The 17,770-nt window shown below is 39.7% G+C and carries 8 protein-coding genes; 7 read left to right on the top strand and 1 reads right to left on the bottom strand.

What is annotated here, in order from left to right:
- Nucleotides 1-190 precede the first annotated feature (190 nt).
- The 3 genes from AAEU31_RS07900 to radD all read left to right on the top strand — a co-directional run bounded on the left by AAEU31_RS07900 (nt 191) and on the right by radD (nt 6,619).
- Nucleotides 191-4,387, top strand: a complete 4,197-nt coding sequence (locus AAEU31_RS07900; protein ID WP_421966930.1) for an ATP-binding protein — start codon at nt 191-193, stop codon at nt 4,385-4,387.
- A gap of 113 nt (nt 4,388-4,500) precedes the next feature.
- The gene (locus AAEU31_RS07895) at nt 4,501-4,806 is read left to right on the top strand and encodes an H-NS histone family protein (protein ID WP_135925343.1); all 306 of its coding nucleotides are present in this window, start codon (nt 4,501-4,503) and stop codon (nt 4,804-4,806) included.
- A 67-nt stretch (nt 4,807-4,873) separates the two neighbouring features.
- A complete protein-coding gene (gene radD / locus AAEU31_RS07890; RefSeq protein WP_421966929.1) occupies nt 4,874-6,619 on the top strand; it encodes a DNA repair helicase RadD in 1,746 nt (581 codons plus the stop codon).
- A 26-nt stretch (nt 6,620-6,645) separates the two neighbouring features.
- On the opposite strand, the gene AAEU31_RS07885 is transcribed toward radD, so the two are convergent.
- Entirely contained in the window at nt 6,646-6,978 is a 333-nt protein-coding gene (locus tag AAEU31_RS07885) for a ribonuclease E inhibitor RraB (protein WP_135925338.1), read from the bottom strand.
- A 171-nt stretch (nt 6,979-7,149) separates the two neighbouring features.
- On the opposite strand from AAEU31_RS07885, the gene AAEU31_RS07880 reads away from it, so the two are divergent.
- The 4 genes from AAEU31_RS07880 to hrpA all read left to right on the top strand — a co-directional run bounded on the left by AAEU31_RS07880 (nt 7,150) and on the right by hrpA (nt 17,698).
- The gene (locus AAEU31_RS07880; RefSeq protein ID WP_421966928.1) at nt 7,150-8,877 is read left to right on the top strand and encodes an autotransporter assembly complex protein TamA; all 1,728 of its coding nucleotides are present in this window, start codon (nt 7,150-7,152) and stop codon (nt 8,875-8,877) included.
- On the top strand, nt 8,877-12,563 hold the full coding sequence (gene tamB, locus AAEU31_RS07875) for an autotransporter assembly complex protein TamB (RefSeq protein WP_421966927.1): 3,687 nt from the start codon (nt 8,877-8,879) through the stop codon (nt 12,561-12,563). The genes AAEU31_RS07880 and tamB overlap by 1 nt, the downstream gene beginning before the upstream one ends.
- Before the next feature lie 92 nt (nt 12,564-12,655).
- Nucleotides 12,656-13,546 carry a peptidylprolyl isomerase gene (locus AAEU31_RS07870; RefSeq protein ID WP_421966926.1) on the top strand — a complete coding sequence of 297 codons (891 nt, stop codon included), beginning with the start codon at nt 12,656-12,658 and terminating at the stop codon, nt 13,544-13,546.
- A gap of 261 nt (nt 13,547-13,807) precedes the next feature.
- Nucleotides 13,808-17,698 (top strand): ATP-dependent RNA helicase HrpA, encoded by a 3,891-nt coding sequence (hrpA, locus tag AAEU31_RS07865; protein WP_421966925.1) that lies wholly within the window; start codon nt 13,808-13,810, stop codon nt 17,696-17,698.
- The last annotated feature ends 72 nt before the right edge of the window (nt 17,699-17,770 follow it).

Below are 17,770 nucleotides of genomic sequence, written 5' to 3'. Positions count from 1 at the left end.
ACGAGAAAACTCTCAGTATTGTTAGTGAAGTAAAATCAAAGAGTGGTTGATACTGAAATGGGTTTTATAAAATAAGAAAGCACAGATATTAATGAGTGCTAATTGTATTGAAACAAGTTAGTTATTTGTACCATTTGAAATAATCTCTTATACTGGAATTTCCTGATTAACAATTAGTTAAGGCTTTTGTTTGTGTAAGATAACTGTCTTTATCTATATATTACTTTCATTACTTGTATCATTTAGTGCGAATTCTGAACAGACTGGTGCAACCTTAAAAGCTGGTATCGTTAGCTATAACTTTTTCCCGTATCATACGCGTGATGCTGATGGTCAGTTTTCAGGCGTGATTGTTGGCTACAGTAATGAAATTGCCAGCTTGCTTGGGGCTGAATTAGATTATGAAGTATATGCAAGTTTAAATGAGCTTTTAGATGCTTTGGAGGCAGGAAAAGTCGACTTTGCTGTTGGCTTAAATGAGACAAAACAACGTAAGAAGCATTTCTTATTTTCTACTCCGTTTATGGAATCGCCGCGCGGAATAGTGACAAAGCAAAAGATAGCCAACGATGCTTTAAAAAATTTGGCTAGCCTGCGCTGGGTTTGTATAACTGGCAGCTCACATTGTGAATATTTAGCCGAAAATGGCGCTCTGTTTATTAATCGCTTTATTCAACCGGAAGATGCATATAAGAAAATTGCTGATGGCACATTTGATGCGTTTTTGGGAGATTATTCTGCTTTATCTCATCAATTTAAAAATCGTACTCATGATAACTTAAAAGTAGTTAGTCCTATTTGGTTATCAAGTGAAACTCTGCATGTAATGTTCAATAAAAACAATACATTGCTACGTAACCAAGTGAATTCTGTTTTGACCTCAATATCTCCAACTACTAAACAGTTGTGGGAAAGTGCTGCGAGCGAAGAGTACTTAGCTGCAAAGGCATATGGGCAGTTTAAGCGCGATTTTAACCGTATTAATGCCGAAGATATTAATAATTATTTACTGACATTTTCATTTATTGATGGCATTTATCCACTAAATTCAACAAACAAGAATGGTGAGGCCAGAGGGTATTTAAACGATACACTGCAACTTCTTTCACAGCGAAGTGACTTTCAATTTAAGTACATACCAGCCGCTAACTCTAGCGAGTTAGAAAAATTATTTTTAGCTAATAAAGTTGATATTATTCCTACACTTACACCATCTAAAATAGATGAAGGTGTACTAATTGCTTTACCTGCTCACTATAGTTTAGAAATGGTGTTAATTTCTAAGCGTTCAAGAGTAATTAAACGGATAGGGTATTTTGAAACGTTTGCAAATCCATTAGAGAGGCTTGTGGTTAGTGAACAGCTTGATACCGTTTCATTCGATTCAATTCAAACTCTTTTTTATGCGTTAAGAAATGATAACATCGACGGCGTAATCTTGCCTCAAAGCATTGCCGCTTATCAATTAAATCAGTTTTATATTGGTGAATTTTACATCAATCCAAAATATCGTTATTCGCAGCCTATTTACTTTTTAGTAAATAAACACTTTTCTGAATTTGCCACTTTACTCGATAGTTTATTTAAAACATTAACCAGTAATGATTTTACTCATGTAGTCAATCGCCATGGTATTTTTAATATTGAGCAAGGCTATGATAAAAAAACGGTAAACACGACAGCAATTCTTGTTTTAATCCTGTTGGCAGTATCTGTTATTTACTTTATTAGCTGGCGAATAACAATTAATAGAGAAATAGCAAAACGCAAACACGCTGAACAGGTTGCACTTAGTAAACTTAACTTCACTCAAAAGCTGATAGATGACCTTCCTACTATGGTGGTGATACAGGATAAAGATCAACGTCGCATAATGTGGAATAAGGCTTATAAAGATAATTTTGCTCATTTATGGGATAAAGATAATCAATACCTACGTACTGATCTTGATGTGGTTAAGAAACTGCTTTCGCAAAACAGACAAAGTTTAAAGTCAGGAAAAGTGATAAATCAGCAAATAAACTACACCAATAATGAAGGACAAAACCTTGAACTTCTTTATACAAAAAAACCTTATTATGGTGTTGATGGTTTACTTGCAGGCATTATGACAGTAATTACCGATGTTACCGAGCATCACCAATTACAGCGTGAGAATAAATCAGTACAAAAACTACTACAAACAATTACCGATACTATCCCAGGCGGCGTTTTTCAGTACGAGTATTATGATAATGGTGAGGGTAGCTACACTTATATTAGCCGAGGCGCACAAGAGTTATTAGGTATTTCAAATACAACCGTTAATCGCCGAGGCATGACAGGTTGCATTTCGCCTCATATTGTTGATGAAGACAGAGTTAAAATTGCTAAAAGTTTTAAGCTTGCTAACAAACTTAATAGCATGATCGATATTGAGTTTAGAGTGAACCATTTAGGTCAGCAGATTTGGTGTCGATATATAGCAAATGCTGAGCCCAAAAAGCAGTCTTCGCAAGAGGGAGTTCGTTGGAATGGCATTCTATTTGACATTAATTTGCTAAAACGCCAGCAAGCAGACCTTACAAAGGCAAATCAATTAGCACAGCAAGCTGATTTAGCGAAAAGTCGTTTTATTGCAACCATGAGTCATGAACTGCGAACGCCTATTTCAGGCGTTAGTGGCTTTATTGAATTACTAAAAGCTTCAACGATGACTGATGAGCAATACCAATTAGTAGAGCACATTGATGGCTCTTTATTAAAATTACGCACTTTAGTTGATGATATTCTTTATTTTGCAAATACTAATGCGGGTAATATCGATGTTGAAATACGAAATGTAGATTTAGAGTCGCATTTATGCCGAGTTATACGCGCTCATGAATATCTTGCTAAGCAAAAAGGCATAGAATTCATTTTATCGTGGCGTACAGCGGCCTATAATTTAGCCTCTGTCGATATAAACCACGTGATGCAAGTTGTTTCTAACGTGCTAAATAATGCAGTTAAGTTTACCGAGCAAGGCACGATTAGTTGTGATGTTTTGTTTGAAAAGAATACCCTTAAACTTGAAGTATCAGATACCGGCAAAGGTATGACTGCTCAGCAACTAAAGCAAACATTTACCCCTTTTGAGCAAGCAGATAATTCTATTCAACGTCGCTTTGGTGGTGCTGGTCTGGGTTTAAGTCTTGCCAAGCAATTACTAGATGTAATGGAAGGTGAGATTAATATTTCTAGTACTTATGGGAAAGGCACCAATGTTTATATCACTGTGCCATTAACCCAAGTTAGCAAATCTAAGCTAAGTCTATCTTCTGTTACTTGGTATGTCTGTAGTCAAAATCAGCCTCTGCTAAATTGTTTAGACAGCATTGGTGTTCAATATAAGCAGCTAGATTGGCCATTAGATAAACATGCTTTTGAGCAAGCAAAAAGTATATTTATTGATGAGTGCTATATGGTGGAACTTTGGGGTAACGACTGGCGAACAGAGATAAACCAAGCAAGCAATAAATACATTATTGTGTTAAGTCCGAATGGCACTCAAGCTCCTGCAAAATGTAGCTGTCACGTATTAGCTGTAGACCCACTGTATCCAGATATACTAAGAGAGTTAATTGATAATATTCACACTAAAAGTAGTGAACCAATCCGACTAGAAAATACTCCTGTTTATGGGCAAATACTGATAGCTGAGGATAATAAAACCAATCAACTATTACTTGAAAAGCAATGTCAAAAGCTTGGTATTAAGGCTGTAATAGTCGAGGATGGTTTCGCTGGGTTAAAAGCGCTTGAGAATAATCATTTTGACTTATTATTAACAGACTGCCACATGCCGGATTTAGATGGTTTTGGCTTAGCGAAAAGTATACGAGAAAAAGAGCAATTTAAGCATTTACCTATTATCGGTTTTACAGCTGACTCATCGAAAGAATGTCTAAAAAAAGCTTTAGATTCAGGTATGAATAGCGTTCTTTTTAAGCCGTATAAACTAAATGAATTATATAATAGATTGGCTGAGTTTATTGACCTCAACACGAGTGATGTTGAAACCATTGATAATACATTTATAAATATACAAGGTGTTAAAGATAAGCAGCATTGGTTAACTGTTTTTGGAAATGAAAATGATGCAAAAATGTTAGCTGAGGTGTTTATAAACAGCTTACAAGAGGATGTGGATAATTTATCTACGCACTTAAAAAATCATGATATTGAAAAGATTTCTCGTTCAATCCATAAGCTTAAAGGTGGAATTGTTATGCTTCAATACCCACCGTTGTCAGAACTTATCGTGCAGACAGAAAATAGATTTAATCAACAACATGACACTTTGGTTGTCGAAGGGTTGATTTCAGAGCTACTTGACGTAATAGATAAAGTTAAGTTATGGCTTTAATATAATGAAAAGTGCTATAAAAAATAAGCATGTCATAGATTAATTTATGATTTAATTATATACTCATGAACGTTTAACATCTAACTTAAATTTTATATCCAAGAGAGCTCTAAATGAAAGAAATCCGATCTTTTGTTAAATCTGCGTCGTTAACTGAGCTTGAAAAAGCCAAGCAGCTAATTGACACAGCAATCGAGAAATATACTCAACAGCAAGAAGCTAAAAAAGAAGTACTCGATTTGTTAAAAGAAAAAGGACTTACATTAGAAGATTTACAAGATGTAGCAAGTACAGATAAGCGTACTAAAGTTAAACCAAAATATCGCATCGAGTATAATGGTGAAATCGTTGAATGGACGGGTCGTGGTAAACGTCCTAAAGCGTTCCAAGGTGTCGATCTAACTAAGCACTTGGCTTAATTTTTTGCTTTAAAGAATATGAAGGGAAGCGTATGCTTCCCTTTTTTATGTCGAATATTCCGATAAAATGAAGTACGTACTCAGACCCTACCAAAAAGAGGCCGTAGAACGCACGGTTGCTCACTTTCGACAAACAGATGATGCTGCACTGATCGTATTACCAACAGGGGCAGGGAAAAGCCTTGTTATTGCAGAGCTTGCGCGTATTGCCAAACAAAAAATTATGGTGCTTGCACATGTCAAAGAATTGGTGGAGCAAAACGCAGAGAAATATATGAGCTTTGGCTTTAAGGCGAGTATTTTTTCAGCAGGTTTAAAGCAAAAGTCTTTAACAGAGCAAGTCACCTTTGCAAGTGTGCAGTCCCTGGCGCGCAATACCGATAAGCTGAGTGATGCCTACTCTTTGTTGATCATTGATGAGTGTCACCGTGTCAGCGGTGATGAACAAAGCCAATACGGGCAGGTGATAGCGAGTCTAAAAAAACAAAACCCCAACCTTAAAGTGCTTGGCTTAACTGCGACACCTTTTCGTATGGGGATGGGCTGGGTTTATCATCATCATTATCACGGTTTTGTTAGAGGTGATAAAGATGCGCCATTTAAAAAGTGTATTTTTGAGTTACCACTGCGCTATATGATTAAGAACGGCTATTTAACGCCGCCGCATGAAGTCGATGCTGCTATTAGTCATTATGACTTTTCATCACTACCGAGTGATTCATTCGGTCGATACAATATCGAAAATATGAATGCATTATTGAAAGATAACACACGGGCAACAAAAGCTATTATCAAGCAAGTTATAGAATACAGTGAACAGCGTCATGGCGTGATGATCTTTGCCGCAACCGTGATGCATGCCAAAGAAATTACCGGTTACTTACCAGAGCAAAATACTGCACTTATAACCGGCGATACCGATAATAACGAACGTGACCGAATTATTAATCAATTTAAAGCAAAACAAATAAAATATTTGGTTAATGTATCTGTGCTCACGACAGGCTTTGATGCTCCTCATGTTGATTTCATCGCGATTTTACGGCCAACCGAATCGGTCAGTTTATACCAGCAGATTGTAGGTCGGGGCCTGCGCTTAAGTGAAGGAAAAAAAGACTGCTTAGTGATTGACTATGCAGGTAATGGTTTTGATTTGTTTTATCCTGAAGTGGGCAGTAAAAAAGCGCAAAGTGATAATGAGCCTGTTCAAGTACTGTGTCCGGGTTGTGGATTTGCGAATATTTTTTGGGGTAAAACAGACAGCGAGGGCAAAGTGATTGAGCATTTTGGCAGACGTTGCCAAGGCTTGCTAGACGATGGTGAAGAACAAGTTCAGTGCGATTATCGCTTTCGGTTTAAAGAATGTGAGCAGTGTGGTGAACAAAATGACATTGCTGCAAGGCAGTGCCATTCTTGTGGTGCCATGATGGCAGACCCTGATGATAAACTACGAGAAGCACTAAATTTAAAAGATGCCTTGGTATTAAGGTGTAGTGGTTTGTCAGCTCAGGTGCTCGCAAAAGGTTTACTTAAAATTAGTTATTATGATGAGGACGGTGCAAGTTGTGATGAGGTATTTAACTTAGCAAATGACACCGGACGATTTATTTTTAATAAGCAGTTTGGTAAGAGAGCAGCACCAGGTTTTACACCAATTGAATGGCAAAGCGCTGAGCAGGTTGTAAATTTACAGCAGCAACTACTGGCCCCCGATTTTGTGATTGCGCGTAAAAATAAAAAATATGGTTGGAAAGTGGCAGAAAAGCTATTTGATTATCAGGGGAGTTTTCGTAAAGCGAATCAACTAAATTGATTCGCTTACAAAATTGGCTGGCAGGCTTATTGTTCTTCAGCCATTAAACCCCAGCCATCACCATAACCATTATGGCCATTAGCGATGCTTTCTAAGTATTGCTCAGTTTGGCTAAGTAAAGTGTGATCTGGCACCATCTTCACGCGGGTAATTACTTCCCACACCCCTGTATCTGGGCATTTGGTTAACTCTGTTGAAGGAGCAAGCTCATCACTTGTAATCGCTTCAGCAAATTTTTCTGCTTCAGGTTTTTGTTCAAAAAGAATATAGAAATCGATGGTTTGCATACTGGTTAAATCGACACCAGCTTCAGCTATTTCAGCTAATAATTGACCGTTTTCGTCATCAGGGAAGTGCATTTAGTCGCTCATTCATTATAAATCTAGGTATTATCCGCTATTGTAGCGAAAATAATTGTTTAACGCTTACTAATTTTAGCATTTCAATTATGTCGGTGACTATTGCACTGTGCTAGTATCTTTTTGTACTCATTTTAGATTATGACTCCTCCAAAAAAGTAAGGATATTTTTTGTATACTCGGCATTTCTTTTTTGTCTTTTTGTTTATCTGCTTTTCATACAGCCAGCATGCATCGAGTGCAGCTACGGTTATTAAAGATTATAAAATTCAGGGGATCAGTGATGAGCTCGAAAAGAACGTTGAGCTTTACATAAAACAACTTATCGATGAAAAAACTTCCAAGGCATTAAAGCGTCATGCTAAAAGCCAAGTAGAAATGAGTTTAAAAGCCCTTGGCTATTACAAACCGACCATCAAAATTAGTTTCGATAACGCGCAGCAGCTATTAATTGTAGATGTTGAACGAGGCCCTGTTACCCGAATTGCAGATATCAACGTAACTATCACTGGTGCCGGGAAAGATGACGCTGAATTTATGTCTGCTGTCAATAGTATCAAAATCAAGCAGGGTGACTTTTTAAATCACGGTAAATATGAGGCTGCTAGAAAAGGTATTGAAAGCCAGCTATTAGAGTTAGGCTATTTTGATGCGCAGTGGCACGAGCATAAATTGGCCGTATCGCTAAAAAATAATAGCGCAAAAGTCATTTTTAATGTCGATACCGGTCCTCGCTATCAGTTTGGTGATATCACCATTGGTAGTGAGACTCCCGCTGAAAAATACATTCGTTCGCTGGCGGAGTTTAAACAAGGTCAGCCATATAAAGCGACTGAGGTTTCTGATTACAACTTAGCGCTATCGAGTACCCCTTATTTTACCAGCGTGCGTGTGTATGCAGACATTGCAAAACGTAAAGATAATCAAGTGCCTGTTAATGTTGATGTACTACATAAGCCAGCCAATAGCTATGAAATCGGCGGTGGTTTCAATACTGACTTTGGCCCAAAAGTTCGTTTTAAATGGACCAAACCTTGGATCACCGAAGATGGCCACTACTTAGAAAGCAATTTAAACGTCTCTGAAAAGCAACAAGACATATCATTGGGCTACACGGTACCGGTCGATGATCCTAATGATGACCTTTGGCGTTTTTCTCTGGGTTACAAGCTCGAAGATGGAGTAACCAATGATCTGTATAGCAAAATATTAACCGGACAATTGCAAAGGCAGTGGCTAACCGAAGACGATTGGGTGCGCACGGCCTTTTTAAGACGTGATTATGAAACCTATCGTATTGGTGATGAGGAGCAAAGTGCAAAAATGCTGATGCCCGGCATCAGTTATGCGAAAAAAGATACTGAAGGGGGGACAACACCTTATGAAGGTTACCAATGGATGGTTTCGGCCGAATTTGGTTTAAAAGATATGATGTCTTCAACCAACATTTTGCGCTTACAACTGCAAAATGCCTGGCTAACTACTTTTGCAGATCGCCATATGTTGTTTTTAAGAGCCAACCTAGGTGCCATGCTGGTCGATAATATAAATGATGTGCCGTTATCACTGCGTTTCTATGCCGGTGGTGATCAGAGTGTACGTGGTTTTGCCTATGAATCTATTTCCCCAGAAGATAAGGAAGGTCGGTTGATCGGTGGTAAATATTTGATGAGTGGCACTGTTGAATATAACTATCAATTTGCTGAGCATTGGCGCGCAGCCTTATTTGTCGATAGTGGTACTGCGACTAATGATTTTAGTGACCGCGTCGAAGTCGGTGCCGGTTTTGGTTTTCGGTATTTAACACCTGTTGGCCCGGTGCGTATCGACCATGCTTGGGGTCTGACAAAAGAAAGCAAAAGTACCCGATTAAGTATTACCATAGGGCCTGAAATCTAATGAAGATGTTAAAAAAGATAACCAAGGTTCTATCAATCACGATGGCAAGTTTGCTAGTCATTGTGTTTTGTTTGTTATTCACCGCACCCGGTAATCACTTTATTGCATACACAGCTAATAAGTTAATTGATGGCTTAACAATAAAGCTGCCATCTGGGCGTTTTTTATATAACGATGCGTTTGATGTTCATTTTGAAAATCAAGGCATCAAGCTTGATGCAAAGCAGCTAAAAATTGATTTGTTCTGGTGGCGTTGTGATGGCATTTGTCTTGATAATTTAAGCGCACAGTCGATAGATTTAAATATTAAAAGCCAAGCTGCATCAACTGAGCAGAGCTCTGAAACAGAGCTTGAAGTTGCACAAGCCGCACAAATTAGCTTACCAATGAAAGTAGCTGTTAAGCGAGTTGCAATTAATCGCTTTAATCTCGCGCACCCGAGCGCCGATGTAACAGTCAATAAATTGAACTTAAGTGGTCGTGGCGAAGCATCAGATCTTACAGTGGATTCACTGACCATTGCTGATGTTGCTGTAATGCTGCACGAAGCAAAAGAGCAGCCTAAATCAACGCCATTAACAGAGCTTCCAGCATTACCAGCACTTGATATTACGCTACCGATTAATGTTGAGTTAAAGCAACTTCAAATCAGTAAAGTTGCTGTTACTCCTTATGGCGCAGAAGAGGCTCAGCTTGTCGAAAATATTGAATTGGTAGCTTCAGCCAAGGGAAGCGATATTAATCTTGAAAAGCTTGCTGCAAGTTATCAGCAATGGCAATTGAACACCAATTTAACGGCAGCGCTTGCGGGTAAAAATACAGTTGAGGGGGCTGTGTCTCTAAATAGCAATGAGCATCAAGCTAAGTTATTAGTTTCAGGGCCGCTTGAGGATTTAAAGTTAGACCTAGTTACACAGGGAGCATACCCAGCAGAGTTAAAAGGGGCTGTGAACCTAAAACAAACAAATTACCCATTTGATTTAACTGGTCAAATAGCAAAGTGGCAAATAGCAATAGATACACAACAGCTGCAATTATCGGACTTTGATTTAAAAGCGAAAGGCCATGCCGATGCTTATGCTGTTGATTTGAGCCTAGTAACGCAGTTAGATGCATTACCGGCAATGACTGTGAAATCGCAATTACAAGGTAGTTTAACAAACGCAAAACTTGAGCAGTTAAGCCTTAATACTAACGACAGTAAAGCAGAAATTACCGCATCAGTTGATTGGTCAAATGGCATAAAAAGTCAATTTAAAGGGGTTTTAAGCCACTTAAAAGCCCAATATTTAACGGATGCACTAACCAGTGATTTATCTGGTGAATTTAATGGTTCATTTAACTTACAAGCAAGTGAGTGGCAGCTTGCCTTAGATAATACGCAATTAAATGGCTCTGTGAATGAAGTACCTGTGACCTTGCTGTCGGACTTTGAACTTGATAGCAGCTTGCATGCGAGTTTCAATAAACTAGAAGTGAAAAGCGGTAAAAATGAAATTGCTTTATCGGGTCAGGTAGATGATGTATGGCAAGTTGACGGCAAATTGCGTTTAGATGCAAGTGGTCAGGATATCTTGCCTATGCAAGGCAAGGGCTTTGCTGATTTGAGTTTGCGTGGTGAGCGTCTTGCGCCAACGGTTGATTTAAATTTAGTTCTTAATACATTGAGCTATCAAGATATTCAGGTTGATGGTTTAACATTAAAAGGGCAATTTGATTACGCTGCAGACTGGCAAACGGATGTGTCATTGGTGCTTGATTCTGCATCGATTAGCGAACACAAAATTAATCAAATTGAGTTAGACGCCAGCGGCGATAAAACAGATCACCATTTAACTTTTTTACTCGATGCAGACCAAGGCAAGGCGTCATTTGATATTGACGGTAAATTTAATAAAGAAACCTGGCAAGGTGCGCTGAGCCAAATTCTTGTTACCGATAATCAGGTGCGCTTTGGCACTAATAAACCAGTTAATATTCAAGTTAATACCAAGACATTTGACTTTAATGTCACTGCGCATTGCTGGCAAAGTGATAACTCAAAACTTTGCTTTGAGACTTTGCAGCAAACTAAGCAGTTAGGCCAGTTAAATGCACAGCTTGCAGCGTTATCGATTGCTGAATTTAAACACTTCTTACCAGATAACTTGAAAGTAACAGGGGATGCAAGCGGGGAGTTTGTTGCCAACTGGAATAATGGCGCACTAAAAACCATTCGTGCCAATATCAAAACTCAGCAGCTTGAAGCATCCTTAATCGATGGTGCAAGTGTCTACAAGTTACCGGTTGAGGTTTTAGATATATCGGCAATGAGCGATGCACAAGTTGGTAAACTTAATGCCACTATTGATTCATCAGTGTTAGGTAAAGTAACGTCAGAGCTCAACATTGATGATATTCAAAATCAACAGACCTTAGCGGGCGACTTGGTTATTGAGAAAATTGAGTTAACAAACTTACGACCTTTTATTGCTTCACTTGAGCAATTAACAGGCGACATTAAAGGTCGATTAGCAATCGCAGGTACTTTAAAAGAACCATTACTCAATGGTGATTTTGATGTCGAAAAAATCAACCTTGAAGGGGCAAACCTGCCTGTATCGCTGCAAAACTCTTATGTGAACATTGCCTTTAATAACCAAAGTGCGAAGCTGACAGGTGAGCTTAAAGATACCGAAGGGGGCGCGCTTAATTTATCTGGTGGTGTTGATTGGCAGCAAGATTTACCTGACGTTGACGTGAAATTAAACGGTAAGGAGTTTTTTGTGCGTGCCCAGCAAGATGTCACCTTTAAAGTATCGCCAGATTTAACTATGTCGTTGAAGAATAATGCGTTTAATCTTGATGGCCAAGTTGTAGTGCCATGGGGTCGTATTGCCATTGAAGAGCTGCCAGAAGGCGCTGTACAAGTCAGCGATGATGAAGTCATTGTTGATATTGAGCAGCAACAATCAGAAAAAGTCCCCTTTGACTATGCCATAAACCTAAAGGTGTTGGTTGAGAATGATGTGCGCATTGATTCGTTTGGCTTACAGTCTAAAGTTGAAGGTGACATTAACATCAGCATGGACCAAGTTACACCGATGATAGCAACGGGTGAATTGAACCTTGTTCAAGGTACCTATCGTGCCTTTGGGCAAGACTTGCAAATTCGCACCGGTCAGGTGGGCTTTAGCGGCTCTATTGATAAACCGTACCTAAACATTAAGGCAATTCGTAATCCGGATAACACATCTAATGGCGTGATTGCAGGTATTACGTTAACTGGTAATGTCGAACAACCTTCATTAAAAGTGTTCTCAGAGCCTGCGATGGACCAAGCCCAAGCATTGGCTTATTTATTAAACGGGCAACCTCTTGATGAAGGAGATAGCTCAACCGATGCGATGCTCACCCAATTACTGCTTGCCCAAGGTGTAAATCGCAGTGAAGGTGTGGTATCCAAAATCGGTGAAAGCTTTGGTTTGTCTGATGTAAGCTTAAGCTCCAGCGGCAGCGGGGACGACACCAAAGTTGAAATATCTGGTTACGTCACACCGGGTATTCAAGTGAAATACAGTGTCGGCATTTTTGATTCATTAAGTGAAGTGGCGGTACGCTATCAATTGCTGTCGCAATTGTATATCGAGGTCACCAGTGGCTTGAATCGAAATGTTGATATTCTTTATAAATTTGATTGGGACTAATACATCTACTTGGCACCATAAATCGCTTTTACTTGCTTATTAAGGCATAAGTTAATAGGCTGAATTGTCAATTACTTAAAAAGATAATAACAATGAAATTAAGTCTATTAACTCTGTGCCTTGGCGTAGTATTAGCTGCACCAATTGCTGCAAAAGAAAAAAGCCAAAAACGTTCTGCTAGCGAAATCATTAAAACCGCAAGTAGCAGTGAGTGGCGAAAAGTCAGTGCCGAAAACGTTATTAAATTAACCTTACCTACAGGCGCTGCTTATATCGAATTAAACGATAAACTAGCGCCCATTCACGCAAATAACATGCGACAGCTTGCCAAAGAAGGGTTTTATCAAGGCCTGAGTATGTATCGCTTTGTTGAAGGATTTGTTGCGCAGGGCGGGGATGCCAGCGAAAGTAAACCTGTTAAAAATGCCAAAAAAGGGTTACCCGCTGAGTTTTATCTACGCACCAAGACTCCTTTAGCGATTACAGAGCTTAAAGGGCCTGATGGCTATGCTGCTAAAACGGGCTTTTTAAATGGCTTTGCTGTGGCACAAAACCAAAGCCAAACCGAAACATGGCAAGTACATTGCCCAGGAATTTTTGCCATGGCCCGCGGTAATGATATCAATTCCGGTGGTACCGAATTTTATATAACCATCGGCAATAGCCAACGCTATTTAGACCGTAATATCACTGTGTTTGGTCGTGTTTTAGAAGGCATGGAACACTTTAATCTCTTGCAGCGTAAAGCCACTGATGGTCAGACATTTAACCCCATCACAGATATGCAAGTATTAGCAGATATCAAAGACACAGATAACAGTGAATTTCGGGTGATGAAAACAGACTCAAATGCGTTTAAAGCCCTTATTGAAGCGCGTAAAAATCGCGTAGAAGCATGGTTTGTTGAAAGCCCTGATTACATCGACGTTTGTGCCATGCCAATTCCAACCGAGAGGATTATGCCAACTCGCAATAATACTTAATCATTTTTTAGGGATTAAATCTGTCGCTAACTGCGTTAAAAATCTCTCATTTACGACTGCATGGATGCAGGAGGTAGAGCAATGCAGGAGCAATTGCCGAGAACAACTAAATAACGTAATTTTTGCCTTGTTATCAACGAGATTTTATTGCCTCAAAACTGTTCACTTAATTAAGCGAATTGGCATAAATAAAGCCATGACCACCTGATAGATTATTTGATACAATATCAGTCTATTGGTTAAGAAATATAAGGGTATCGGGTGGTTAACCTAGGTCCGCTGTTCGGCGAATTAAAAACGTGTTTACGCAAAGATCAATTCATCTTCAAAAAACGCCTACATGGCATAAAAAAAATCAACGATGAAACTAAGCAAGCGAGCATAGCGCAAAAAATAGCTGAAGATATTAGCCGTTCTCAGCAATTGCGCGAGCAACGTTTGGCTGCCTTGCCTAAAGTGACCTACCCAGAGCAACTTCCTGTTAGTCAAAAGAAAGATGACATTAAACAGGCGATCGCCAATAACCAAGTGGTGATCATCGCCGGTGAAACAGGCTCAGGTAAAACGACGCAGATCCCAAAAATGTGTTTAGAGCTTGGCCGAGGTGTTGACGGATACATTGGTCATACTCAACCTCGTCGACTCGCGGCTCGAAGTGTCGCGAATCGTATTGCAGAAGAAATGCAATGCGAGCTAGGCCAACAAGTGGGCTTTAAAATTCGCTTTAGCGACCAAGTTTCTGACAATAGTTACATTAAATTGATGACAGACGGTATTCTGCTGGCTGAAATTCAACAAGATAGGTACCTAAATCAATACGATACCATCATCATCGATGAGGCCCACGAACGCAGCCTAAATATCGATTTCATCTTAGGCTATTTAAAAAATTTACTGCCAAAACGCCCTGACTTAAAAGTTATTATCACCTCAGCAACAATTGACCCTGAGCGTTTTTCTAAACATTTTGATAATGCGCCAATCATTGAAGTATCTGGTCGTACATTCCCCGTAGAGGTTCGTTACAGACCAACCACTGAAATCAATAAAGACGACATGGAAGCAGATGGTGACCAACTACAGGGAATTTTTGATGCAGTCGATGAGCTTTGCGATGAAGGCCCCGGCGATATTCTGATTTTCATGAATGGTGAACGAGAAATTCGCGATACCGCCGATGCGTTATCGAAGCGAAACCTCAAAGGCACGGATGTTTTACCGCTATATTCGCGTTTATCAAACGCTGAACAAAACCGAATTTTTGCGCCGCACAGTCGCCGTCATATTATTTTAGCCACCAACGTTGCTGAAACGTCATTAACGGTGCCGGGTATTCGCTATGTTATCGACCCAGGTACCGCGCGTATTAGCCGCTACAGCTATCGAACAAAGGTTCAACGATTACCGATTGAGCCAATTTCACAAGCCAGTGCCAATCAGCGTAAAGGTCGCTGTGGTCGTATTGAAGCGGGTATCTGTATTCGTTTATACAGTGAAGAAGACTTTAATTCGCGACCAGAGTTTACCGATCCTGAAATTTTACGCACCAACTTAGCTTCTGTTATTTTGCAAATGCTCGGCTTGGGACTTGGCGATATGCAGCAGTTCCCGTTTGTGCAAGCGCCAGATAGTCGCAATATCAACGATGGTTTAACGCTACTTGAAGAACTCGAAGCAATTAAGCCTGCTAAACGTCATAAAAAGACGGAACTCACTAAATCAGGCAGAAGTTTAAGTCGCTTACCTGTTGACCCGCGCCTAGCAAAAATGGTGCTCACGGCTGATGGCTTAGGCGCACTGCGTGAAGTGATTATTATTGTTGCAGCATTGTCGATTCAAGATCCAAGAGAGCGACCACAAGAAAAACGCGGCGCAGCGGATGAAAAGCATGGCCGCTTTGACGACCCAGATTCAGATTTTATCGCCTTTTTAAATCTCTGGAATTACCTTGAAGAGCAGCAATCTGAATTGAGCAATAGCCAGTTTAGAAAGTTATGCCAAAAGGACTTTTTAGCCTATATGCGTATCCGTGAATGGCAAGATATTGTTTATCAGCTATCAACGGTGTGCAATGAAATGGGCATGAAGGCCACCACTAATGTTGCTGATAGTGACCGAATCCATCAATCTTTATTGAGCGGTATGTTAAGTCATATTGGTTTTAAAGATGAAAAACAAATCTATAAAGGCGCCCGTAATAGCCAGTTTCATATTTTCCCAGGTTCTGGATTATTTAAAAAGAGCCCAAAATGGATTATGGCGGCGGAGCTTGTCGAAACCAGTAAGCTTTATGCTCGCATCAACGCGCGTATAGACTTGAAATGGGTGGAAGGCTTTGCACAGCATTTAGTGAAACGCAGCTACAGTGAACCGCACTGGGAGAAAAAGCCGGGTGCAGTTATCGCGTTTGAACAGCAAACCTTGTATGGCCTATTAATCGTTAATAAGCGCCGTTGTGTGTATAGCAATATTGATCCGAAAGTAAGTCGCGAGTTATTTATTCGCACCGCCTTGGTAGAGCAAGAACTGGGTCAAAATGAAGGTTTCTTACAATATAACCAAGAATTAATTGAAGATATTCAAGTTCTTGAAAATAAATCACGTCGCCGTGATATCTTGGTTGATGAACAAACCTTATTTGAATTTTACGACAAGAAAATTCCGCAAGATGTAAATAATCGTGCCGCGTTTAATAAGTGGTGGAAAGGGCAAAAGCAAAAAGATAAGCGCTTTTTGCATATGTCTCGAGAAGAGTTAATGCAGCATGGTGCCGATCATGTCACCGAGTTTGATTACCCTGATACTTGGCAGCAAGAAAACTTATTATTACCACTGGCTTATCATTTTGATCCGGGGCAAGCCGTTGATGGTGTGGCGGTACAAATTCCGGTGGCACTGTTAAACCAAGTACAAGAAACTGGCTTTGATTGGCATATTCCAGCATTTCGACATGAGTTAATTTGTGCGCTGATCAAATCACTACCAAAAACAATTCGTCGTAATTTCGTGCCTGCACCAAACTATGCCGATGCGGTACTCGCTGCAATCGAGCCAATGCAAGGTAACTTAATTGATGCAATTAGCACGCGTTTATTGCGTATGACTGGGGTGCGTGTTGAGCCTGATGCATGGGATTTATCAACCCTTGCTCCGCATTTACGCTTACAGTTTGAAGTACGTGATGAAAACGATAAGTTACTTGCTCGCGGTTTAAATCTGACTAAGCTTAAAGCTCAGTTGCAAGGTAAAGTGACGGATACTTTATCTAAAGTAGCTGACAAGGGTATAGAGAAAGCTGATTTGACCGAGTGGAGTTTTGGTGAGTTACCAAGCTCTTACGTGAAAAAGCAAGGTCAATACGAAATTAAAGCATTTCCGGCGCTGGTGGATAAAAAAGATTCAGCAGCAGTTGAGCTATTTGATAATGAACACAAAGCACAGCAGGCGCACCAACAAGGTTTACGCCGCTTGGTATTATTAAACGTGCCATCACCGATTAAATATTTACAGCAAAACTTACCGAACAAATCTAAATTAGGTTTGTACTTTAATCCGTTTGGTAAGGTGAATGACTTAATTGATGACTGTATCGCAGCAGCCGTCGATAGCCTATTAACTAAATATGGCAACATCCGCACTGCAGAGGCATTTGAAAAGGCCAAAGAGCAAATTCGCGGCGAGCTTGGTGACACAGTTGTTGAGATTGCCACCCAAGTAGAACAAGTGCTGAGTATAGCTCATGGCTTAAATAAACGTATGAAAGGACGCGTTGATTTAACCATGATTACGGCGCACGGTGATATTAAATCACAGTTACAAAGCTTAGTTTTCAAAGGCTTTGTAAGCCAGCATGGCGCAGCAAAAATGACGGATTTAATTCGTTACTTAAAAGCTATTGAACGCCGCTTAGAAAAGTTACCGGTTGATCCTAATCGCGATCGTTTATGTGTATTAGAGCTTGAAAAAGTGGCCGAGCAATATCAAAAACTTACTAACAAAATTCCAAAGGGGATGCCTGTACCAGAAGAGATTTCAAATATCTTTTGGATGCAACAGGAGTTGCGCGTTTCTTTATTTGCACAAACACTGGGGACACCCTATCCTGTATCTGCAAAGCGTGTACTAAACGCAATTAAAGAAAGTGAGTTATAATTAATGTAAAGGTATTATGGTGAGGGTGAATCCTCATCAAATTGAGTCAAATACATGACTACTAAAAGGAGA

This window comes from Pseudoalteromonas thalassia (genome assembly GCF_049257215.1).
GTDB lineage: Bacteria > Pseudomonadota > Gammaproteobacteria > Enterobacterales > Alteromonadaceae > Pseudoalteromonas > Pseudoalteromonas lipolytica_C.
Note: the sequence above shows the minus strand (reverse complement) of the source record. Positions and strands in the feature narration are given on the sequence as shown.